At 40.2% G+C, this 23,345-nt stretch carries 22 protein-coding genes and 1 pseudogene; 19 read left to right on the top strand and 4 right to left on the bottom strand.

All coding sequences use genetic code 11. The annotated features are described in order from the left end of the window. Positions 1–24 precede the first annotated feature (24 nt). From J9537_RS12790 to J9537_RS12755, 8 genes and pseudogenes are all read left to right on the top strand, one after another. Positions 25–531, top strand: a pseudogene (locus tag J9537_RS12790) (GNAT family N-acetyltransferase). A gap of 175 nt (positions 532–706) precedes the next feature. Continuing rightward, positions 707–3,127: an HAD-IC family P-type ATPase gene (locus J9537_RS12785; protein WP_010745362.1), complete on the top strand. Its 2,421-nt coding sequence runs from the start codon at positions 707–709 to the stop codon at positions 3,125–3,127. A gap of 418 nt (positions 3,128–3,545) precedes the next feature. After that, positions 3,546–5,039 carry a phosphohexomutase domain-containing protein gene (locus J9537_RS12780; protein WP_010745363.1) on the top strand — a complete coding sequence of 498 codons (1,494 nt, stop codon included), beginning with the start codon at positions 3,546–3,548 and terminating at the stop codon, positions 5,037–5,039. A gap of 120 nt (positions 5,040–5,159) precedes the next feature. Then, positions 5,160–5,513 carry an iron-sulfur cluster biosynthesis family protein gene (locus tag J9537_RS12775; protein WP_010745364.1) on the top strand — a complete coding sequence of 118 codons (354 nt, stop codon included), beginning with the start codon at positions 5,160–5,162 and terminating at the stop codon, positions 5,511–5,513. Positions 5,514–5,636: 123 nt separating this feature from the next. Further along, a complete protein-coding gene (sapR, locus tag J9537_RS12770; RefSeq protein WP_010745365.1) occupies positions 5,637–6,308 on the top strand; it encodes a two-component system response regulator SapR in 672 nt (223 codons plus the stop codon). A 9-nt stretch (positions 6,309–6,317) separates the two neighbouring features. Further along, a complete protein-coding gene (sapS, locus tag J9537_RS12765) occupies positions 6,318–7,340 on the top strand; it encodes a two-component system sensor histidine kinase SapS (RefSeq protein WP_010745366.1) in 1,023 nt (340 codons plus the stop codon). Between the two features lie 75 nt (positions 7,341–7,415). Continuing rightward, complete coding sequence (locus J9537_RS12760) at positions 7,416–8,279, top strand: GRP family sugar transporter (protein WP_010745367.1); 864 nt, start codon at positions 7,416–7,418, stop codon at positions 8,277–8,279. A gap of 161 nt (positions 8,280–8,440) precedes the next feature. Next, positions 8,441–9,742 carry an ISL3 family transposase gene (locus tag J9537_RS12755; protein ID WP_002302440.1) on the top strand — a complete coding sequence of 434 codons (1,302 nt, stop codon included), beginning with the start codon at positions 8,441–8,443 and terminating at the stop codon, positions 9,740–9,742. A 77-nt stretch (positions 9,743–9,819) separates the two neighbouring features. On the opposite strand, the gene J9537_RS12750 is transcribed toward J9537_RS12755, so the two are convergent. Together J9537_RS12750 and J9537_RS12745 are read right to left on the bottom strand one after the other, a co-directional pair. Continuing rightward, on the bottom strand, positions 9,820–11,010 hold the full coding sequence (locus J9537_RS12750) for a toxic anion resistance protein (protein WP_010745368.1): 1,191 nt from the start codon (positions 11,008–11,010) through the stop codon (positions 9,820–9,822). Between the two features lie 66 nt (positions 11,011–11,076). Further along, positions 11,077–11,730, bottom strand: coding sequence for a 5-bromo-4-chloroindolyl phosphate hydrolysis family protein (locus J9537_RS12745; RefSeq protein WP_010745369.1), 654 nt, complete (start codon positions 11,728–11,730; stop codon positions 11,077–11,079). 308 nt (positions 11,731–12,038) lie between these two features. Between J9537_RS12745 and J9537_RS12740 the strand changes: the two genes are divergently transcribed. The 4 genes from J9537_RS12740 to J9537_RS12725 all read left to right on the top strand — a co-directional run bounded on the left by J9537_RS12740 (position 12,039) and on the right by J9537_RS12725 (position 14,544). After that, the gene (locus tag J9537_RS12740; protein ID WP_010745371.1) at positions 12,039–12,602 is read left to right on the top strand and encodes an NUDIX hydrolase; all 564 of its coding nucleotides are present in this window, start codon (positions 12,039–12,041) and stop codon (positions 12,600–12,602) included. Between the two features lie 345 nt (positions 12,603–12,947). Then, complete coding sequence (macP, locus tag J9537_RS12735; RefSeq protein ID WP_010745372.1) at positions 12,948–13,232, top strand: cell wall synthase accessory phosphoprotein MacP; 285 nt, start codon at positions 12,948–12,950, stop codon at positions 13,230–13,232. Positions 13,233–13,270: 38 nt separating this feature from the next. After that, the gene (locus tag J9537_RS12730; RefSeq protein ID WP_010745373.1) at positions 13,271–13,963 is read left to right on the top strand and encodes a 5'-methylthioadenosine/adenosylhomocysteine nucleosidase; all 693 of its coding nucleotides are present in this window, start codon (positions 13,271–13,273) and stop codon (positions 13,961–13,963) included. Positions 13,964–13,998: 35 nt separating this feature from the next. Continuing rightward, positions 13,999–14,544 (top strand): cysteine hydrolase family protein, encoded by a 546-nt coding sequence (locus tag J9537_RS12725; RefSeq protein WP_010745374.1) that lies wholly within the window; start codon positions 13,999–14,001, stop codon positions 14,542–14,544. 43 nt (positions 14,545–14,587) lie between these two features. Here J9537_RS12725 and J9537_RS12720 read toward each other — a convergent pair whose 3' ends face one another. After that, positions 14,588–15,259 (bottom strand): HAD family hydrolase, encoded by a 672-nt coding sequence (locus J9537_RS12720; protein ID WP_010745375.1) that lies wholly within the window; start codon positions 15,257–15,259, stop codon positions 14,588–14,590. Positions 15,260–15,395: 136 nt separating this feature from the next. On the opposite strand from J9537_RS12720, the gene crcB reads away from it, so the two are divergent. Together crcB and J9537_RS12710 are read left to right on the top strand one after the other, a co-directional pair. Further along, positions 15,396–15,776, top strand: a complete 381-nt coding sequence (crcB, locus tag J9537_RS12715) for a fluoride efflux transporter CrcB (protein ID WP_010745376.1) — start codon at positions 15,396–15,398, stop codon at positions 15,774–15,776. Further along, complete coding sequence (locus J9537_RS12710; protein ID WP_010745377.1) at positions 15,773–16,126, top strand: fluoride efflux transporter FluC; 354 nt, start codon at positions 15,773–15,775, stop codon at positions 16,124–16,126. The genes crcB and J9537_RS12710 overlap by 4 nt, the downstream gene beginning before the upstream one ends. A 283-nt stretch (positions 16,127–16,409) precedes the next feature. Here J9537_RS12710 and J9537_RS12705 read toward each other — a convergent pair whose 3' ends face one another. Then, positions 16,410–17,375 (bottom strand): AraC family transcriptional regulator, encoded by a 966-nt coding sequence (locus J9537_RS12705; RefSeq protein WP_010745378.1) that lies wholly within the window; start codon positions 17,373–17,375, stop codon positions 16,410–16,412. Positions 17,376–17,497: 122 nt separating this feature from the next. Between J9537_RS12705 and J9537_RS12700 the strand changes: the two genes are divergently transcribed. The 5 genes from J9537_RS12700 to rhaM are packed head-to-tail and all read left to right on the top strand — an operon-like array spanning position 17,498 to position 23,201. Further along, the gene (locus J9537_RS12700; protein ID WP_010745379.1) at positions 17,498–19,216 is read left to right on the top strand and encodes a purine-cytosine permease family protein; all 1,719 of its coding nucleotides are present in this window, start codon (positions 17,498–17,500) and stop codon (positions 19,214–19,216) included. 11 nt (positions 19,217–19,227) lie between these two features. Further along, a complete protein-coding gene (gene rhaB / locus J9537_RS12695; protein WP_010745380.1) occupies positions 19,228–20,685 on the top strand; it encodes a rhamnulokinase in 1,458 nt (485 codons plus the stop codon). Between the two features lie 36 nt (positions 20,686–20,721). Then, positions 20,722–21,999 carry an L-rhamnose isomerase gene (gene rhaA / locus J9537_RS12690; protein ID WP_028020580.1) on the top strand — a complete coding sequence of 426 codons (1,278 nt, stop codon included), beginning with the start codon at positions 20,722–20,724 and terminating at the stop codon, positions 21,997–21,999. A 60-nt stretch (positions 22,000–22,059) separates the two neighbouring features. After that, positions 22,060–22,893: a rhamnulose-1-phosphate aldolase gene (gene rhaD / locus J9537_RS12685; RefSeq protein ID WP_028020579.1), complete on the top strand. Its 834-nt coding sequence runs from the start codon at positions 22,060–22,062 to the stop codon at positions 22,891–22,893. Further along, positions 22,890–23,201, top strand: a complete 312-nt coding sequence (gene rhaM, locus J9537_RS12680; RefSeq protein ID WP_010745383.1) for an L-rhamnose mutarotase — start codon at positions 22,890–22,892, stop codon at positions 23,199–23,201. Before rhaD ends, rhaM begins: the two co-directional genes overlap by 4 nt. Positions 23,202–23,345: the final 144 nt, after the last annotated feature.

Here is a 23,345-nt window from a genome sequence, read left to right as displayed (position 1 = left end):
AGCTTGTTTGGAGATGAAAAGAAGATGATAGAAACGAAAAGACTTTACCTTCGAGAATTGCAACCATCGGATAGAGAAGCGTTAAGTAAAATTTTACAGGATGAGCAGACCATGTATGCTTATGAAGGAGCCTTTAATGACATTGAGGTTCAAGCGTGGCTAGATAAACAGTTAAAGAGTTATCAGCGGAATGGCTTTGGTTTGTGGGCAGCGGTTTTAAAGGAAACAGGCGAAATGATCGGCTAATGTGGCTTAACATGGCAGGAGCTTGCTGGGGAGCAAGTGTTAGAGATCGGCTATCTGTTCCAACGAGCGTTTTGGCACAAAGGATATGCAAGCGAAGCGGCAATGGCGTGTAAAAACTATGCCTTTGAAATGCTACAGGCAGACGAGTTTTTTTCAATTATCCGTGATACGAATGTCCCTTCTCAAAGGGTTGCTGAAAGAAATGGCATGACTCGTTGCGGAGAATTTATCAAGCATCATCGAGGCATAGATATGCCTCACTATGTTTATTCTGTTCAAAAGTAAGCCGTCGTTTACAGCGGCTTTTTTTATTTATTCTAATGATTCACATTTTAAGAGATGCTTGCGTTTAAAGCTAAAAACCGACTAAAAAAGCAAGTCGTGTTAAGATAAGTATAGAGGGAAAACTTATTTTTCGCTGTGATACAGCGTTGTTACAAATGGAGTGAGGTGAAACCGGATGAAGAAAAAGAAAGAAGTTCAAACGGTGGAAGAAAATTTTGATACAGTTGAGATCCCAGCAGAGCTAGAGGGTCTAACAGCTTCCGAAGTGCAGCGAAAAATAGAAGACGGTCAGACGAATCAAGTGGAAGAGAACTTGTTAAAGTCAGACAAAGAAATTATTAAAGAAAACACGATCAATATCTTCAATATTCTAAACCTTGTATTGGCCTTATTCGTGCTTTTAGTAGGTTCGCCAAAGAATACCTTGTTTTTTGGTGTTGTGGTGATCAACACCTTGATTGGAATTATCCAGGAATTAAGAGCAAAACATACCATCGATAAATTATCGGTCTTGGCCAAAACCAAAGCAGTTGTCTTAAGAGATGGACGGTTGCAGCAGATTGATCAGGAAGCTATCGTCTTGGGGGATATTCTTTATCTGCGAAATGGCGATCAGGTCCCAGTAGATGGGAATTTATTAGCGGGTGAAGGGGTCGAAGTAGATGAGTCACTCCTGACTGGTGAAGCGGATCGCGTACAAAAGACTTTGCAAGATAAATTGTTCAGCGGCAGCTTCGTCACTGCCGGGGAATGCTTCTATCAAGGAACGGCTGTGGGAAAAGATAATTTCGCAGAGCAATTAACCAGTGAAGCAAAAACGAAAAAAACAGAGAACTCAGAATTGACAAAGGTCTTGAGTCGAATGATTGCTGTTCTAACGATTGTGATTATCCCAGTAGGATTAGGCTTATTTTATAGTCAATACCAAGCATCTGCATCCATTAAGCAGGCTGTTTTAGGAACGGTGGCTGCGTTAGTCAGCATGATTCCAGAAGGTCTGATGTTGTTAACCAGCGTCGCATTTGCAGTTGGTGCAGCGAATCTGGCCCGTAAGAAAGTACTCGTGCAGGCCTTACCATCTATTGAGACGTTGGCGCGAGTTGATGTGATTTGCTTAGACAAAACAGGAACAATCACTGACGGCACACTAAAATTTGAACAAGCATTGCTGGGGGAAGTTTCAGAAAATCGTGTAAACACGATCATGGGTGCTCTCCTGCATCACTTGAAGGATCAAAATGCGACAGCAACAGCCTTACGTAAGGCTTTTCCAGCAGTCAGTGATTGGCAAGCAGAAAAAGTTATCCCGTTTTCTTCTGCAAGAAAATGGAGTGGCGTGTCCTTTAAGGATCAAGGCAGCTTCGCTTTTGGTGCGCCAGAATTTATCTTCAAAGAAATGACCGCAGAAATGCAAAGCAAGATCCAACCCTATTTGGAAGAAGGCCAACGCGTACTCGTTTTGGTGGAGTATCCAGGGACCTTGGAAGAAGAACTTGTCTATGAGCCGCGATTGCTTGCAACGTTGATTATCTCAGATAATTTGAGAGAGAATGCGCAGGCGACCTTTGGTTATTTTGCGAAACAGGATGTTCAATTGAAGGTTATTTCTGGAGACCATCCATTAACGGTTTCGAAAATCGCACAAAAGGCTGGAATCAAAAATGCCGAAACGTTTATTGATATGTCCGGCTTAGATGAGCCCATTGATTACAAAGCTTTAGTAAACCAAACGACAGTCTTTGGTCGAGTGACGCCAAAGCAAAAGCAATCTTTGATTCAAGCGTTAAAAATCAATCATACCGTTTGTATGACCGGAGATGGCGTCAATGATGTGTTAGCATTGCGAGAAGCAGATATTGGTGTGGCGATGGCAAATGGAAGCAGTGCGGCAAGAGCGGCATCCGATGTGATTTTATTAGATTCTGATTTTGCCCGAATGCAGAATGTTTTAAACGAAGGGCGACGGGTAATCAATAATATTGAACGTGTGGCTTCAATGTACTTGGTCAAAACGATTTATTCGTTATTACTCGCAGTAATCTTCATGATCATTGCAAGTCCATATCCTTTTGAACCGGTGCAATTAACACCGATCAATGCATTAACTGTGGGAATCCCATCCTTCTTCTTGGCGTTGAAGCCAAGTTATGAACGGATAAAGGGGGACTTTTTGAATAATATTTTACGGGTCTCTTTGCCTGGGGCTTTGACAGTTGTGAGTGCTGTAATGATTATTCAATTGGCGAATGTGTTGTTTGATTTAGATTATCAGGCGACGTCGACTATGTCTGTTTTTTTGACAGGATGTGTAGGATTACTGGTTTTATACAAAGTTTCTTTCCCATTAGATAAGAAAAAGATTGCACTGATTACCGCCTTGAGTACAGCCTACCTAAGTTGTTATCTTTTCTTTAGAGAATTTTTCGATTTTGATAAATTATGGAATCGCAATTTGTTTTTCGTGATTCCATTAACCTTTGGCATTTATTGGTTGTTCAAAGGCTTGACCTTTGTCATGGATCGATTAGTGGATTGGAGAATTCGCTGGAAAAAGAAACGACAGGCGAAAAAGAATCCGCAGTCGCGTGTCATTTAATAGAGTAATAAATACTTAAATTGTTAAAATTTCCCGGAAAAGGCTTTCTTTTTCGGGATTTTTGGTATAATAGACTAAAAGTAGAATTCTAGGAATACGGATGCCAGTCCAACTTTTCGCAGATTGTTTAGTGAGTAGACTAAAAAAGGCATCAGAATGAATAAAAGTGAGAGCCACCTAGTTGGATGGTATACGGCATAAAGATCAAACTAATTTTTCTTAAAGAAAAATAAATACCTTAATAGGAATACGGATGCCAGTCCAACTTTTCGCAGATTGTTTAGTGAGTAGACCAAAAAAGGCATCAGAATGAATAAAAGTTAGAGATACTTAGTTGGATGGTACACGGTATGAAGATCAGACTAATTTTTCTGAAAGAAAAATAAATACATTAATAGGAATAAGGAGGAATTCATCAATGGCGTTAACAAAATTGCAAAATGGTTCGGATATTCGTGGAATCGCTATCACTGCTGAGGATAAAGTGAAGAACTTAGGGGCCGAAGAAGTTCGTTTAATCGCAAACGGGATTCTTAATTGGTTAACGAGTAAGGGGTTAGAGCGTCCTTTCAAAATTGGGATTGGGCATGATAGCCGCTTAACTGGTCCAGAATTAAAGGATGCGATGGTAGCTGTTTTTGAAGCAGCTGGCTGTGAAGTATTGGATTTTGGCTTATCAACGACGCCTGCATTGTTTATGGCAACGCAGTTTGAAGAGTTTGCGTGTGATGCTGGGATCATGCTGACGGCAAGTCATCTACCATTTTATTTCAATGGGATCAAAATTTTCAGCCAAGCAGGCGGCGCAGAAAAAAGTGATATTGCCTACATTTTGTCCCATACTGAACCAAGTGAAGCGGCGAAAGGAAATGTAACCGAGGCCGATTTATTGTCTCGTTACGCAGCAGATCTAGTTGAAAAGATCCAACGTGGCAGCGGCAGTGAGCAGCCGTTAAAGGATATGAAAATCGTCGTTGACGCTGGAAATGGTGCTGGCGGATATTTTGCAGATAAAGTGTTAGCTGTACTTGGTGCGGACACCAGTGGTTCGCAATTTTTAGAGCCTGATGGTAATTTTCCTAACCACATTCCAAATCCAGACAACAAAGAAGCGATGGCAAGTATCAAAAAAGCGGTACTAAATAATCAAGCCGATCTGGGAGTCATCTTTGATACGGATGTCGATCGTTCAGCGATCGTTTCAAAGGATGGACAAATGATTAACCGGAACAATTTGATTGCCGTTTTATCGGCCATCGTTTTGCAGGAGCATCCAGGAAGTACGATTGTAACCAACTCGCCAACATCGGATCATCTGAAAAACTTCATTGAAGAAAAAGGCGGCAAGCAATATCGCTATATTTCAGGCTACCGCAATGTAATCAATAAAGCGATCGAGCTTAACGAAGAAGGTATTGATTGCCAATTGGCGATTGAAACGAGTTCCCACGCGGCGTTCAAAGAAAATTATTTCTTAGATGATGGTGCGTACGTCATCGCCAAAGTCTTGATGCTGTTACCAAAACTACAAAAAGAAAATCGTGAACTGACAGATTTGATGGCGGAATTGGAACAGCCTGTTGAAACACTAGAAATTCGCTATACCATTAGTGGAGAGAATTATAAAGAGGCTGGGCAGCAGATGATCGAGAAATTCCGTGAGGAGCTGCCAACACATGACGGCTTTGCGGAAAACTCTGAGAATCAGGAAGGTGTTCGCTTTTCTGTGACCGATCCATATGGACAGGGCTGGATGCTTTTACGTTTAAGTCTGCATGAACCGCTGCTAGTGATGCAGGTAGAAAATGATCAAGCCGATCAAATTCAAAAGCAATTACCTATATTCCGTGAAATTTTAGCTCAGAATACGCAAATTGATCTAACGAAAATTGACCAGCAATTGAATAAGTAAGATTGCTTGCAAAATAAGCCCCTTGGTCTGATGATAGGAATCAGAAAAAGGGGTTTGTTTTTTTGTATTCTTTTAATAGAGCAATTTCTAACGAAAAATTTCAGAATAGGAGAGAGACAGATGGAAATCACACTTGATGAAGCAGCAAAAGAAAAAATTTCGGAACACTTAGGAGTGGATAAGCTTTTATTATTAACTTTTGAAGATGGGGTCGGAGCGTATTCGCAGCATGCCATGATTCACATGCAGACACAATTTTCCATTAATATTATTTCCACTGATATAGAAAAAGCAGGTTATGACGAAAAAATCCCATCAAATATTGGCGACTTTTGGATCAAAGGGTATTCGAAGGAAGATTTGCAGGAAGAAATGCACATTAAATTTAATCCACGCTTGAGCACATTCAGTTTATCTGGAGAAGGTGGGATGATTGACGATAATCTAGGCTTCATCGATTTTACTAAAAATTAATTTAAGATGGATCGTCTTTCATTTTTTTTCTGTTCTTTGATATGATGATAAAAAAGGTTTCGAGACAGGTTCTTAACGTCAGATATTTGGAACCAGACAAACAACAGAAAGAGAGAAAATAAAGTGGCAAAAATCATGATCGTTGAAGATGAAGCGGTAATACGGCAACTGATTGGCGAAGAACTAACGAAATGGAGATTCGATGTTTATCAGGCAACTGATTTTAACCAGGTTTTTGAAGAATTTGAAGAGACGGAGCCGCAGCTTGTGTTGTTGGATATCAATCTTCCTGTATATGATGGGTATTACTGGTGCCAAAAAATTCGTGAAGTCTCCAAGGTACCGATTATTTTTATCTCCTCTCGCAATACCAATATGGATCAAATCATGGCGATGAACATGGGGGCGGATGATTATATTACAAAGCCTTTCCAAGTAGACATATTAGTTGCGAAGATTAATGCCTTGTTGCGCCGCTCATACAATTACGCTGAGAGCGGTGAAGAATTAGAGCATAATGGCATCACGTTGAACATTGACAACAGCAGTATGACAATTAATGGTGAAGTCGTTGATCTTAGTAAGAATGAGTACCGGCTCCTATTCATTTTGATGAAGCAACACGGGAAAATCTTAAGCCGTGATAAATTATTACGTGCTTTGTGGGACGATGAACGCTTTGTCGATGACAATACTCTAACAGTCAATATCAATCGTCTGCGTCGGAAGATCGAACAAGCTGGAATTGATGACTACATTCAAACGAAGGTTGGACAAGGCTACATTGTCCCATAAGGAGCGGCCATGACATTTATCAAGTATTTAAAGGATCGTCTACTGGTTTTATTAGGTTGGGCAGTCTTAAGTTCACTACTGGTTTTTATGGTCTGGCTAACACCGGATTTACACGGCTTTTGGGACAATCTGGGGTATCTGTTGATTTTGCAACTCTTTCTCGTCTTCCTTTTTTTCACGATTGATTATTATCGTCGAAAAAAATGGTACAAGGAATTCGATAAACAGGAAGAGTCTCATTTGCAGCATTTTGTCGAATCTGCGACAAACAATGAGGAAGTGTTGATTCAGGAATACGTCAATAAGCAGGTACGAGAGCATCATTCGATGATGGAGCAATTGTTGGATAGTCAAAAGGATCAAAAAGATTACATGGATTCTTGGATTCATGAAATAAAAGTGCCGTTAGCGGCAGTCGATTTGATTTTGAATGCGATTGAATTTGATATTCCGGATGAAAAGTTTGTTTTGCTGCAAAATGAACTTCAACAGATTGATGAGTATGTGGAACAGATTCTCTATTATTCTCGTTCGGACGAATTTGTAAATGATTATTTGATTCAAGAATATTCATTGAAAAAAATTGTTCAGCCGATCATTCGCAGTCAAGCCAATTATTTCATTCAAAAAAACCTCCAATTGACACTAGCAGAAAATGATGCCAAAGTGCTGACCGATGCCAAATGGATCGAGTTTATTTTTCGCCAGTTATTGAGCAATGCCATCAAATATACACCAGATCATGGTCAAATCACTATTACAATCGAGACGAAAAGTGCCGGAGCTTCTTTGATTCTAGAAGATAGTGGCGTTGGGATTCCACCAGAGGATCTAGGACGAATTTTTGACAAAGGCTTTACAGGTGAAAATGGTCGAAAAGCGCAGCAGCATTCGACAGGTCTTGGCTTGTACTTAGCGAAGCGACTCGCTGAGAAATTAGGGGTAGCTATTACGGCAGAGTCAACAATGAATAAAGGCACTAAGATGACTTTATTTTTTCCGCGATTAGATTATTATCATGAAGAACGATAAATTACTAGTTTTCGATTGCCAAAACCTCTTTTTTTCGCTAAACTATTTCAGTTGTGAATTGAAGGGAGTAAGGTTATGAGTATTTTAATTGCCCTAATACCAATGGTAGCATGGGGAAGTATTGGTTTGGTGAGCGGGAAATTAGGTGGAGACGCCAATCAGCAAACCTTAGGAATGACGATGGGGGCTTTTGTTTTTGCATTAGTGACCTTTTTCATCGTTCAGCCAGCTATGAGTGGTTGGATTTTATTAATCGGATTTTTATCAGGTTTCTTTTGGTCCATTGGGCAGAACGGTCAGTTTCACGGGATGAAATTCATGGGGGTTTCGGTAGGGTTACCGATCTCAACGGGCTTTCAGTTAATTTTAAATACTGTCGCTGGTGCAGTGTTCTTCCATGAATGGACGAAAACAAAAGATTTTATCCTAGGTTTTATCGCCTTGGCATTACTTGTTTTAGGGGCTTATTTAACTGCTCGCAAGGATGACGAGAGTGGTGTGCAATCAGATGACCGTATGTTGGACTTCGGCAAAGGGTTTCGCTCGTTGATTTTTTCAACGTTAGGGTACGGCGTTTACACAATTATTATTACCTGGGCCGGACTAGATCCATTGGCAATTATCTTGCCGCAAAGTGTCGGTATGTTAGTTGGAGCCAGCTTCTTTGCCTTTCGCAAGGCTAAACTGGACCGCTATGTATGGCGAAATATGGCTTCTGGTCTTTTGTGGGGAATCGGAAATATCTGTATGCTGTTAACCGTTAAGGAAATTGGTTTAGCGATTGGATTCTCCTTGTCACAGATGGGAATCATCATTTCGACATTAGGCGGGATTTTCCTTCTGGGCGAACGCAAAACGAAAAAAGAAATGTATTATGTCATTATCGGCTGTCTGCTGATTATTGTTGGCGGTGTCGTATTAGGCTATATGAAAGCATAAAAAAATAAGCGTGCCGCTTGGCATGCTTATTTTTTAGGCTCTATAATTTCTAGGACTGATAGAAAATCATTCTATCGGTCCTTTTTGAGCATGAAAAAACAAAACATACAGAAGCTCCGTTAGAATTGAATCACCACAACACAAGCAAAGGAGCGTTCTGTATGCCTGATCTTCATCATATCAAACTACTACTTGGAATCAAAGATAAAAACATTTTCATCACAAATGTGGAATCGAAGAGCATTAAGAATATCAAGAGTCTTGTTGTTTCTGCGACGTTAAGTAAAGAAATTCGTCGCTGTCCTTTGTGTAAACAGATGAATCATGAAGGCATGATCGTTAAGAACGGAAAGAAAAAATCGCTCATTCAACTTAATAAATGTGCGAACCAACTGACTTATCTTGCTTTAGCGAAACAACGCTACCACTGTCGTGGCTGCCACACCTATTTTACGGCGAATACCTACATTGTCGATAGAAACTGCTTTATCGCTAAACAAGTGCGCTATAAAATTTTAGAAGAGCTAACGGAAAAACAAGCAATGACGACAATCGCTAAGCATTGCGGAGTTTCTTGGTCGACCGTTTCTCGGACACTCGCTTCTCTGATCCCCATGACAAAAGTAAAAAGAAATTGGTTACCGCGTTGTTTATTAATGGATGAATTTCGTTCACTGAAAAATCAAGTCGGTCCCTACTCCTTTTCTTGTATGGATGGCGATACTGGAAAATTACTGGATATTCTTCCTTCACGGAAGAAAAAGGCTCTCGTTTCTTATTTTATGCAATTTGAACGACGCGCACGATTGAAGGTAAAGGTCATCGTGACGGACATGAATGTTTCTTATGCCTCTCTGATAAAGGAATGTTTTCCAAAGGCAAAACTCGTTGTGGATCGTTTTCACATTGTCAAACATCTCATTCGTAAATTTGAGGATATTCGCGTACGAATCATGAAAAGCTTTGATCGAAACGATCCAACACAAGCCAAATATTATCGACAATTAAAGGCGTTGTCTCGGCTTCTGATCAAACGACAGGACAAGCTTGTTTATGACAAATGGACCAAATGGCGCAATTTTGGTTGGGCGTATCTCACCGAAAGTGAAGTGGTGGATCGTCTGCTTTCGATCTCTGACGAATTACGAATCGCCTATTTTTACTATCAAGAAATTCTTCAAGCGTTTCACGACAAAGAGGCGGACACTTTCTTTAAACTTGTAAGAACGATGCCCAATTCCGTTCCAAAAGAACTGCATTCTATAAAAAAAGCTTTTATAAACTATGAATCCGGCATTCGTTTAGCCCTCGAATTGCCTTATTCAAATGCCAAAATAGAAAATCTGCATACCCACATCAAAGCGTTAAAACGAGTCGCTTATGGCTTTCGAAGCTTTCGGAAAATGAAGACCAGAATTTTCTTACTAAATAATCTGATTACCTATGAATCAAAAAATATCTAAAGTAGAAAAGGAATTCTACCTTAGATGTTCTTATCTCACTCTATCAGTCCTATTTGACAAAGAGCCATTTTTTATAACTACTGTCCAGAATTTAATTCCATTAATTTTTGCTTTAAGTCGTTTTCCATATGACCGATCTCGATCTCGGCTGCTTGACGACGTTCGCGACCTTCTTTTTGAATCCGCAGGGTTTCTTCTAATGTTTCGACTAGATCGTTTTGTGTTTGCTGCAAGGTATCTAGATCGACGATGCCGCGTTCGTTTTCTTTGGCCGTTTCGATGGTTGAAATCTTCAGCATTTCTGAATTTTTCTTCAACAGGTCGTTGGTTGTTTCAGATACCTGACGTTGTGCTGTAGCAGCGTCTTTTTGACGTAGTAAAGTCAAAGCGATCGCTACCTGATTCTTCCACAATGGAATCGCCGTATTGATAGAGGCTTGAATCTTCTCGGCCAATGCTTGATTGGTATTTTGGATCAAGCGAATTTGCGGTGCTTGCTGAATCGTGATTTGTCGTGCCAATTTTAAATCGTGGGTCCGTTTATCCAAACGATCCAAAAATTGTGTATAGTCGTTGACGACCTGGACGTCCATTTGATCGCCAGAGCTTTGTGCCTTCGCTGTTGCTTCAGGAATCGTCGTCATTTTCATTTCTTCGATCTTCAACTCAGCGGCAGCAATATAGATATTCAAGGCGTCAAAGTAATCTTTGTTTTTATTGTAAAGTGTTTCAAGCATTTGGTTGTCCCGCAATAAGCCATCTTTTTCAACGTTTAATTTTGTGGCGATTTTATCAATTTGAGCACCGATCTTTTGATATTTCGTTGTAATTTCATAGATTGACTGTTTTACTTTACCAAACATTTTTTGGAAGATATTGCCTTCACCGACGCGTAATTCGTCAGGATTCGCTTCATTTAAGCGGTACATTAATTGATTCAACGAATCGCCGATTGGACCGATATCTTGTGAAGAGACGGTATTCAGCATAGATTGCGAGAATTCGCTTAATTTTGTTTGTGCAGTTGAACCGTAACTGATTACGGCTTGAGAATCATTGACATCGATTTTTTTCGCAAGCTCGCGGGCTTGTACTTGCCGTTCCTCAGGCAATTTATCGACTAAGCGATCTGCTTGTTCCTGCGACTGCAGGTGAGAGATTTCTTGCTGTTGAACGGGGGTTAAAGAATCGGTGCCAAATGGGTTACTGAGTAGGTCATCTAAAGTACTGTCGACCGGTTTGGTTTCTGTTTTATTTTCTGGTTCCACTATGTGTCCTCCTGTTCGAAAAAAATCTAGCTTCAGCTAGATTTTTTTGTTAATGTTTCGCTTTTTTTATTTTGTGGACAAATCAGGATCATGGTCAAGATTTTTTTTCGCGATGGAAATTTCAACATCCATGTCTTCTAAATCTTCAGCGACGAATTGTTGATAATCTTTCACGATTAAATCAGCCATTTGATCGATGATCTGTGCGCTTTCTTCTAGTTTACCATAAACTTCTTTTGACTTGACCTCATGTCCGTTGATTTCAACATAATTATCTGTCAAATCAACGATATTTGGCAAGTGCGTATAAAGAAATTGGCTCGCTTCTGGCAAACGTTTTGGATCTTTTACTAATTCTTTAAATAAAGCTTTGGCAGCCTTCAGCGTATCGTGTCGTAAATCGATCGCTTTAAGCTTCGCATTCTTTTGGATATTTTGCTGCAGACGTAAAACTTGTTGTTTTGATGAATTCATTGTTTCACGGAACAATTCAATTTCACGTTCGCTCATACCCAATTGTTTATAGTAAGCTTCCTTTTCTTTCGATAGAAATGGTAGTTCTTCTTTTTGTGGACGAACTTTTCTTCCCTTAAGTCCACGATAGATCAACCAAAAGCCGACAACCAACATTAAAAAGACGATATAGTCACCGAAATCTCCTTCAAGAAAGGAGAGAATGCCGATTGTTGCGATGATGATAGGGAATATTTTCCTGCGCATAATAATCCTCCTAGTCTAGTAATAACCCTTCACATTATTTATTCAAAATTCTTGATTTCTTTACACGCTCATCATAGCATGAATTTCTATAGAATTAGTATCGGACTAAAGATGGATTTTTCAGATTTAGAAAAAACATAAGAATTTTCTGTGATACAATAAGGCAGAACCTTCGAGTTGAAGCTATATGGGAAACTTCTTCCTTTGTTTGCAGCTTCCATTGGAAGAAATCCTCTTATTTTTGTTAATAAAAGATTTAAGAAATTAATGTTAAACTTGAAAATGCGAAAAGGAGAAAAGGTGTTGTCATGTTAGAATATAAAGATTTTGAAGAGAAGACAATTGAACGGAAAGAAATATTTAAAGGAAAGATCATTGATGTTTATTTAGATGACGTGGCTTTACCGATGGGAGGAACAGCCAAACGCGAATTGGTTTTCCATCACGGTGGTGTCGGTATCATTCCTATTACGAAAGAGAATAAAATGATCATGGTCAAACAATTTCGCAAGCCGCTAGAAAAAGTGGTATTGGAAATTCCCGCTGGAAAAATAGATCCAGGTGAAGGGCAACAGCCAGAAAAAACGGCGATGCGTGAACTAGAAGAAGAGACCGGTTACCGTGCGGAAGAGTTAACTTACATAAATGAGATGTATCTATCACCCGGATTTTCAAATGAAAAATTATATATCTATGCCGCGACTGATTTAGTCAAGGTAGAAAATCCTCGGCCTCAAGATGACGATGAAGTGTTGGAGCTTTACGAATTGACCATGGAGGAAGCGAAACAAGCGATCCTAGATGGATTGATTTGTGACGCAAAGACAATCTTCGCCGTCAATTATTGGGAACTGATGTTGTTAAAGAAATAGACTAGGAAAAATGAGTTCATTAGTAAGAATAAGGATGTCAGTCCAACTTTGCCAGTTCTGCTTTTCTCAGTATTAAGTGGGTGAATTTAATTTTCAATTACGAGAATATTAAGGATACGTGATATTTAGCAGAATGGTAGGCGTACGAAAATCATTGGAATTTTACGTTAGAAAAATTCCAACTATTATTATGAGCTAGCTTAGCAATATTAGGATTGGAATAAGATAAGACACATTAACTTAATCAATGGAATGAAGTTTAGTTGGATGATATACGGAGTGAAGATCAAAATTATTTTTTCTTAAAAAATAATTACATTATTAAGAACGAGGAGTGGATCACTCATGAGCCAATCACCCTTGGTGACGCGCAGCGAATTGAGGAAACGAAAAGAAGAGCAGGAGCGTTTGGCAGAAGAGCAGCGGAAAGCGGCGGAGCGAGCCTATGAAAAAAGAGAAAAAGAAATCAGTTCTGTCTATCGGAAAGAGTTGAAGAAGAACAAGCCTGTGACGAAATCCCGCAGCAGTGAACGGGTAAAACAGAAGGAACGCAGCAGCTTTTTAAATAAAGCAATAATTTTTGTTTTATTGCTTTTGATCGTGGTAATGTTAGCTGTATTCTTTATTTAAACAGTAAAAATATATTAAAAAGAAATAGAGGAATCGTTATGAAAATCGGTATTATCGGTGCAATGGAACCAGAAGTAAAAGCATTAAGAGAAAGTTTGGATCACCCATTATCTTGGGAACAATCTGGAGCGTTGTTTATCTCAGGGGGACTAGGCAATCATGAAGTGATTGTTGTTCAATCAGGAATTGGAAAGGTATTGGCTTCAATCACTACTTCGGTATTGATTCAGCAATACAAAGTGAACATGGTCATCAACACGGGAACCGCTGGTGGGATTGGCGAAGGATTAGCGATTGGTGATTTGGTTATCGCAGATAAAGTTGCTTACTTTGATGTGGATGCGACGACTTTTGGTTATAAGATAGGGCAAGTTCCAGGTATGCCGCTTTATTATGAAGGATCAACGTATTTAAAGGGCGAAATGGTGACAGCCAGCAAGAAAATGAATCAATCTGCCCGTGTTGGGTTGATCGTTTCAGGAGATACCTTTGTGAGCAGTCCAGCCAAAATCAAGGAAATCAAAGCTTCATTTCCAGAGGCTTTAGCTGTTGAAATGGAAGGAGCTGCGATCGGACATACCGCCGCACAATTTGGTATTCCATTTTTGATCGTCCGAGCAATCAGCGATACGGCTGACAGTGAAGCGACGGAAACACATGAAGAATTTGTTAATCGTACTGGAACATTATCAGCACAGCTTGTTATGGAATTTGTGAACCATTTGAAATAAAGTTTTTTAAGGATTCAACTAAAGGAGGAACTTGCATGCGGGCGTTACTTTCGATTGATTATACGAAGGATTTTGTAGCAACTGATGGAAAACTAACTACAGGGGAAGCAGGTCAGGCAATTGAGGGGGAGCTGGTCGCTATCACAGAAGACTATTTCCAGCAGGGGAATTTTGTCGTTTTTGCTATTGATGGGCATGATCCAAGCGATCAGTACCATCCTGAAAATAAACTCTTTCCGGCGCACAATGTCATCGGTACGAGCGGACGAGAGTTGTATGGCTCATTAGCTGATTTCTATCAAGCAAATCAAGCAGAAAAAACGGTTTATTGGATTGATAAACGGCATTATTCAGCCTTCAGCGGCACCGATTTAGACATTCGGTTACGGGAGCGAGGGATTACAGAGCTTTGCTTAACTGGGGTGTGCACTGATATCTGTGTGTTGCACACGGCGGTAGATGCCTACAATTTGGGTTATCAATTAGTGATACCTGAGAAGGCTGTTGCAAGCTTTGATGCGACTGGACATACTTGGGCATTGAATCACTTTAAAAATACTTTAGGAGCAACTATTATATAAAGCGAAATCGCAACGAAACTCTGTTTTCGTTGCGATTTTTTTCTTATAAATAATTAGGAATAAAGGTGGTGAAGTCTTCAATGACACCATCTGGCGCCAAGTTTTCTTTTTCGAAAACGGATCGATTTTTTCCTTCGGGATCAATGGCGACGATCGTTCCGATTTTCGCATTGCGAGCTGCCTGTAATCCAGAGTAGGAATCCTCAATCACTAAGCAATCTTTTGGGGCAACGGCGATCTTCTCAGCGGCGATCAGGAAAATATCCGGTGCAGGCTTTCCAGGAAAACTGCCTGTATGACAGACCATTTTTTCTTCATCAAACCAGTCACCTAAATGTAAATAGTCAAAATAAAAGTCCATGTTCACCTTTGGCGATGCCGAAGCGATGGTCATGGGTATTTTTTCTGCTTTTAAATAGTCTAAGACCTCTCGTAAACCTTTGGTAAAGTCATTGTGATCTGCACTGGCTAAGACCGATTCACGATAATAAGTCTCCTTTTCATCAGATAATTTTTCCACTTCTTCTTCACTTAATTCTGGTGAAATAAAATTACGCAAGATCACATCATTAGTTTTCCCGTGAAGATTTTTTAGGATATCCTCTTCGGTCATTTCCTTATCTGAATACTTTTGGATCAAATAAAGCCAAGCAGCTTCATGGAGATCAGAATCCATAAACATGGTTCCGTTAAAGTCAAATATTATTCCTTTCATACATAAACCTCACTTTTTCCCAAGATACCCCTAGTTTAGCACGTTTTGAAAATTGTTGATGAAAAAGATAGTATTGTTTGCAACTTCAAATCAATCGTTTTATAGTATTTAAGAATAAATAATGGAGATGAAAAGCATGTTGGATTATTTGGTTATTGCGCTCTTTGCTTTTGTTGGCGGAACCGCGCGCTATTGGTTGGGCGTATGGCTTCCTGCGGTCAACGGTTTTCCTATAGGAACCTTGCTGGTCAATTTATTAGGGTGCTTTATTTTTAGTTGGATCGTGAAACATATTTTGAATGATATTGATATATCTGCTCGTCTCGTTTTAGGAGTAGGAGTCGGCTTCTGCGGCGCCTTGACGACGTTCTCTTCCTTTGCGCTAGATACGATGAAATTAGTGCAGGCCGGACAAATCGGGCTAGCCTTTCTTTATTTACTGTTATCAGTTGTCGGCGGTTTAGCGATGACTGTACTCGGCGAGGCTATTTATCATAGAAGGGCGGAGACAGAATGATCAATACGCTATTAGTCGGCAGTGGGGCAGCGATTGGCGCAATGCTGCGTTTTACGTTAAATAACTATTTTGAACCCCAGACTAAACACCTGCCAAGATCAACGTTCTTTATCAATCTCACTGGAAGCCTTCTGCTCGGTATTTTCTTTGGACTGCATTTAACGGATTCGGTTTATCTATTTTTAGGGACTGGGATCATGGGTGGATATACGACCTTTTCTACCTATAATTTTGAGTTGTTTGTTTTATGGAAAAATGATCGTTCAATGTTTTATCGTTATTTTTTTGGAACTTATGGATTAGGTATATTATGTAGTTTTCTGGGTTTAGTCATCGGAAATAGCCTCTAAAAAGGTTCAAGAAAGCTTATAGAAATGGGAACTTAAATTAGATAGCAAACGAAATAGTTAATTGTTTCGATTTTTTTAATAATTATAAATCCTGCAAAACAAATTGATGAACCTGATTTTGAAAGGCTGATGAAAGACAGTTGCTTCGAGGCTAGTGAACCAATTATACGATGCACTAACATGGACTAGGTTATATGTTTTTTTATATCAATTGAAAAAAGCAAAGAGATGGATCAAGGCAGCTTTTGATCCATCTCTTTGCTTTTGATTCATTAAAGAAGAGTTACTTCATTTGGCGAACTTTCTGAGGCGTTTCATTAAAAAAAGCTTTGAACTTTTGATAAAACTGAGTCTTATTCGAAAATCCGACATATTCACTGATGGCATCGATGGAAACATTAGTAGTTAGAAGTAAGCGATGCGCTTCATGCAAACGCTGTTCAATAATTAATTGTTTGAAATTTTTTCCGGTCTCCTTTTTGATGAGATTGGACAGGTAGTTGCGATTGTAGCCTAATTCTTCTGCCAGTGATTTTAAGGAGAGGCTCCTAGGATTTTCTTCGATGCATTGCAAAATTTTTAACATGGTAGCATTGATGGAATTTGACTGATAAATCGTTGGTAACTGGGCTTGATATACTCGGGAAAGTTGCAGAAACAATACTTGAGAAAAAGAGTTCACTATATCGTTGCTTAAACGGTTGTCGAAAAAAAATTCTCGAATCATCTGTTCAAGAGTCGCCTGAATTTCCTCATTATTCGTCAGATCCAGCAATAAATAATTCTCGTGGATGTCAGAATCAAGGACACTATTGATAAGAAAATCATAAGTAACACCTGTATTTTTGGCATCTATTTTAGTAAAGGCCGACAGATTGATATCTGATAATTTGAATAGAAAATTAATTAATAAGTCTTCTTCTCTCAGTGGAAGAAGCTCATGTTGTGAATTTTGATCCAAAAGCAATAATTGTTTTTCCTGTAAAAGTAGTTCTTTCCCATTAACAATCTGCCTTGATTCTCCTTGAAGCATATAATTAAATTCCATGAATTGATGGGAATGCAGCGGATAAGCAGCAAATCTTCGATGTTTTCGAATTAATATTGTTTTGTTTTCTAGAAAAAGCTCATTCTTGATTTTTAAATAACTCGATTTTTCTTCGTCAAATTCATCCAGCCATCTCTTTGTTCTCTTCTGAACTTTTTCAGCATCACTTAAAGGTAAAAAGTATTCTTCAATCTTCTTCATTTTTTTATCACCTGTATTTTTGATACTCATATGCTAACATTTTGCCATTGTTTTGTAAACGCTATCAAAGTAATCTTAGGTTGTAAGTTGCAACGCACGAAAAACAACTAAAGGAGAAAGTCATGAAAAAAGATTATCGCGAGATGGCTAGACAGATTCCGATTGAAGATCGGCCAATTTCAAACAAGAAATTGTCTGGATTGGGAAATTTCTTTGGATTATATGGTGGAGAACATATTGCAGCGACCGAATTTGTCATTGGTGCAACCTTGGTTACTTGGGGAGTCAGCGCAACAAATATTTTTATTGGATTACTGATTGGGAATTTGTTAGCAACACTTACGTATGCGCTTGTCTGCGCGCCGATCGCTGTAGATACACGATTAACTTTATATTCTTATTTGAATAAAGTTCTAGGGCCATATATGCAAAAAGTCTATAACTTTATCTGGGGCCTTGCCTCCATAGCAATGGCGGCCTCCATGTTGACGGTATCGGCATCAGCGGTGCGAGAGATTTTTAACGTACCTCTACAAACAAATTGGTATCCGACAAGTATCACATTTATTTTGATCGTACTTGTCTTAGGGGTCATTGTTACCGTTGTTGCGGCAAACGGCTTCGATGCTGTAGCAAAGTTTGCTTCGGTCAGTGCACCGTGGATGATTTTGGTTTTCTTTGTAGGTGCCATATTATCACTTCCAACGTTGTTCAGTGCAGCTGGAACACAAGGCATCCACTCTTTTGGTGACTTTATGAATTTAATGAACGCGACTGTTTGGACAGGAACGCCATTACCAGGGAATCCACAGTTAGGGTTGCCGCATGTCATTGCTTTTGCCTGGATGTGTAACTTAGCTTATCACGGCGGCCTAAATGATATGTCGTTGTTTCGCTTTGCTAGAAAATCAACCTATGGCTATGTATCCGGCGTCGGGATGTATATTGGTCATTTCTTCGCTTGGGGCTGCGCCGGTATCATGGGAGCGGCGGCATCAATTATGCTAGGAAAATCACTACTGGTTCTTGATTCGGGAGCTGTAACAAATGCAGTTGTCGGCGGTATGGGCTTACTGGCAGTCATTTTCGCTGGGTGGACGACAGCTAATCCGAGTATTTATCGAGCTGGATTAGCATTTCAAACGATCTTTAATGTTGATTTAAAAAAATTAACCTATGCGGTTGGAATTATCATGACCATTGCTGCTACGTTCCCTATTACTGCCAATGTGATGACAATCGTCAACATTATTGTGTTAGTTGTTCCATCTATCGGGGCGATCGCAATAACAGAACACTGGATACTACCTAAATTAGGGGCTACACGCTACTGGTCGATGTATCGGAAAGATCAAGTGAATAAAGCTGCGTTGATTGCATGGCTGATCTCATTGGCCTTTGTGGTCATCATGACAATGACGAATCTGATCCATTCTTATTTCTTATTTTTACCAACGTATTTGCTGGCGATAGCGGCTTATGCCATCTTGGCTTTATCAATGGGGGCCAAAGAGGACTATTCATCAGAAGTACTTGAAGAAGAAAAGATTCAAGCTGCCTTGTTGCAAGTCATTCAAGAGGAGGAAAAGGATATCGTGGACAATCGTCAGGCGAAAGTTCCTAAGTTGGCTCGGACGCTACAGGGGACATCCTTTATATTTTTAGCAGCAATTTTGATTGTTACGATCTTGCGCTTTATCGGATCGATGGATGATCAAACCTTCAGAACTGTTTCTTTACTATTAACACTCTTGTATTTCGTTTTTGGTGCTAGTGGCATGTATGTGAGAGAGAAAGCTTTTGAAAAAGAAAGTATTGCTCAAGTAGAAGAGCCTGTTTAAGGAGAAAAGAGATGAACGAAAACTATATAGCTGTTGATATTGGCGCATCTAGCGGACGCTTGATGCTGGCGGAAAAAAACTTTCAAGACAAGATTACTCTAAACGAAGTTCATCGTTTTAAAAATGGTTTTTCTGATAGTGAGGGAACAGATCATTGGAACGCTGATCATTTGGTGGAAGAAATCTTGATTGGCTTGGAAAAGGTGAAGCAGCGAGGGATCGAAGAATGTTATGTCGGAATCGATACTTGGGGCGTGGATTATTGTTTGCTGGATGAAGAGGGGCAAGCATTGAGTCAACCGATCAGTTATCGTGATCATCGCACAGCAGGGGCGATGGAAGCGTTCGATGCCAACTTTTCCCTCAAAAAACTATATGAAAAAACAGGAATCCAGCTTCAATCGTTTAATACGGTGTTCCAATTACTAAGAGAAGATCGAGAAAAATTGGTCAAAGCAAAGCAATTATTGCTGATGCCGGATTACTTAGGCTACGTTCTCACCGGCAATGCTGTATTAGAAAAAACGAACGCGTCCACGATGCAGCTGATGAACTTGGAGTCACGGAAACTAGATGAGGAGATTCTTGCTGCTATTGATGTGAAAAAAGAATTGTTTCCAGATTTGGCTGAACCAGGTTCAATCCTAGGACCGATCCTGAGAGAAAAGTTTCCAGATTATGATCTGCCGGATGCCACATTGATCACGATTGCTTCTCACGATACAGCGTCAGCAGTCGTGGGAACACCAGGAAAGGGCGACAATTGGGCCTACATCAGTTCAGGCACTTGGTCATTGATGGGGGTAGAAATGGAGGAAGGGGTTGCGACTGCCGAAGCCTTCGATGCGAACTTTACCAACGAGTGGGGTGTTCAAGGAACGATCCGTTTCTTGAAGAACATTATGGGAATGTGGCTGATCCAAGAAGTCGCAAGGCTGCAGGACTATCGCTATTCTTATCCAGAGCTTGCTGAGCTGGCTAGTCAGGAAGAGCCATTTGTTTGCCTGATCGATGTCAATGATCCGCGCTTCATGAATCCAGAGAATATGATTACTGAGATTCAAACGTATTGCCGCGAACTGAATCAAAAAGTACCTGAGACAGCAGGCGAACTTGCTCGTTGTATCTATGACAGTTTAGCACTGTGTTATGCAGTAGAACTAGAAAAGCTTGAAAAAATCATCGGACGTACGATTACTCAGCTCCATATCGTTGGGGGCGGGTCAAATAATGACTTCTTGAATCAATTAACGGCGGATGCCTGTGGGATCAATGTTTTAGCAGGACCAGGGGAAGCAACCGCCATCGGCAACATCATAGTTCAGATGGTAGCGACAAATGGTTTTGGAACATTGGCAGAAGGCCGCGAAGGCATCAAAAAATCTTTCCCAATGAAAGAATTTCAACCGCAAACAGACAATCATCAAGCCATTGAAAAGTACCATGCCTTAACAAAAGCATTTGTATAAAAAAATAGATTGAAAAGAAAAAGGAGCAGAATCAAAATGACAAAAACTGTAGAAGCGCGTTATGAAGAAGCAAAAGCTCGTTATGCAGAAATCGGTGTGAATACTGATGAAGCATTGAAAAAATTACAGGAGGTAAAAATTTCAATGCATTGCTGGCAAGGGGATGATGTCAAAGGCTTCTTAAATCCTGAAGGCGAGTTGACCGGAGGGATCATGGCAACTGGAGATTATCCAGGTGCAGCGCGTACGCCTGATCAATTACGCCAAGATATCGAAAAGGCTCTTTCATTGATTCCGGGAAGTCACAAGATCAACTTGCATGCCATTTATTTAGACACTGATGAAGCAGTCGATCTAAATCAGATTGAACCAAGACATTTTGAAAAGTGGGCGGATTGGGCCAACGAGCAGGGTGTTGGCTTAGACTTTAACCCGACCTTTTTCTCTCATCCTATGATGAAAGATGGGATGACGTTGGCACATCCAGATCAAGAGGTTCGCGACTACTGGATCGAACATGGCAAACGTAGCCGTAAAATTGCAGAATATCTTGGAAAAGAAACCGGTCAAACCTGTATCAACAACTTCTGGATGCCAGATGGGATGAAAGATAATCCGATTGATCGCTACAATCCACGTAAACGCATGATGGAATCATTAGATGAAATCTTCGCTGAAGACTTGAACGAAGAATATACCCAAGAAGCGGTTGAAAGCAAACTATTTGGAATTGGCGCTGAAGCTTATACAGTAGGTTCTCATGAATTCTATATGGGGTATGGCTTAACTCGTGATAAATTGATTTGTTTAGATGCCGGTCATTTCCATCCAACGGAAGTTATCTCCAACAAATTGACTTCACTGGCGCTATTTTCTAAGGGCATTATGCTCCACGTTTCGCGCCCTGTTCGTTGGGATTCTGACCATGTAGTGATCATGGACGACGAATTGCAAGAAATTGGCAAAGAGATCGTCCGCAATGACTTATTAGCTAAGACCAATATCGGCTTGGACTTCTTTGATGCAACGATCAACCGCGTAGCTGCTTGGGTCATCGGAACACGCAACACCCAAAAAGCATTATTGAAGGCGATGCTAGAACCAATTGAAGAGTTAAAAGAAATGGAACTGGACCTTGATTACACGAAACGCATGGCGCTGACAGAAGAATTGAAGGACTTCCCTTATGCAGATGTGTGGAACTACTTCTGTGAGCTGAACAATGCTCCAGTCGGTATGAATTGGTACGAAGAAGTCATGGACTATGAAAGAGATATTTTGTCAGCTCGAGGCAAAGAAATGGCACACGCATAACTAGTCGGCGGGGAGAGACATGGCCCCGCCTTGTTAGATAAAAACTTGGAGGAATCGATCGTGAATAATATTTTAGAAGCGTCTTTTGTGAAAGAAATGGTGGAAGTAACCAGCAATCTGTATCGTTTAGGTTGGGATGAAAGAAATGGCGGCAATGTGTCGTATTTATTGGAGGAAGCAGAAGTCACTGAGTATATAGATCCTATGAAGGTGTTGCGGAATATTCCAATGGACTTTGATGGGGCAACCCTTAAAGGAAAATATTTTATCGTAACCGGTTCTGGGAAATATTTTAAAAATGTCGCCCAAGATCCTGCGAACAACCTAGGTATCCTGCGAGTGGCAGAAGATGGTCAAAGTGTGGATCTACTATGGGGCTATACAGATGGCGGTGTTCCAACAAGTGAATTGCCTGCTCATTTAATGAGCCACAGCGCACGTTTAGCGGTTGATCCCGAAAATCGGGTGGTCATGCATTGCCACGCGACTCATCTTTTAGCGATGACTTTCAGCCATGAACTGACATCTAAAGCAATCACTCGAACACTTTGGGAAATGTGTACCGAATGTCTAGTCGTTTTCCCTGAGGGCGTGCAAGTATTGCCTTGGTTGGTTCCAGGCTCAAATGAGATCGGTGAAGCGACTGCAGAAAAAATGCGTCAAGCCCGTTTAGTTCTATGGTCGTTTCATGGCGTGTATGGCGCAGGTCGGACCATCGATGAAACCTTTGGCTTGATCGAAACCGCGGAAAAAGCCGCACAAGTATATACGTATGTTCAAGCCCAAGGTGGTATTAGACAAACAATCAGCGATGAAAACTTTCTCGCCTTAGCGAAACAGTTTGGAATCACACCGAATCCAGAATTTTTTGAAGCGACGGTGTTGAATGCATGATCAAAAAAGCAGTGAGAATGAAACTTTATCCAGACATGAAGGAAGAATATGCCAGACGACATCAGGAACTCTGGCCTGAGATGCGGGAAATGTTAAAAGAGCATGGAGCGACCAGCTATTCGATTTTTTTCGATCCAGAAACAAATTTTTTGTTTGGCTATCTTGAAATCGAAGATGAGGCGAAGTGGTCTAAGACCGCCAATAAGGAAATCAATCGTAAATGGTGGGATTTCATGGCAGATGTAATGGAAACAAATCCGGATAGTTCGCCAGTGACTGTCGATTTAGAGCAAGTATTTGAATTGTAAAAGAGACCAGAAATACAAACAGGGGATGCTAGTTTCAATATACAGTTGGCTAAAATGAATAGGCAGTTGTCTCAGAAGTTCACAGCTGGGAGAAAGATAGGGAAAAAGTTTTAAAAATTTATCATGAAGTTTTGTGCTGTGTAA

It is taken from the genome of Enterococcus raffinosus (genome assembly GCF_019175485.1).
GTDB lineage: Bacteria > Bacillota > Bacilli > Lactobacillales > Enterococcaceae > Enterococcus_A > Enterococcus_A raffinosus.
The sequence above is the reverse complement of the archived record's forward strand: the minus strand, read 5'-3'. Positions and strand labels throughout refer to the sequence as shown.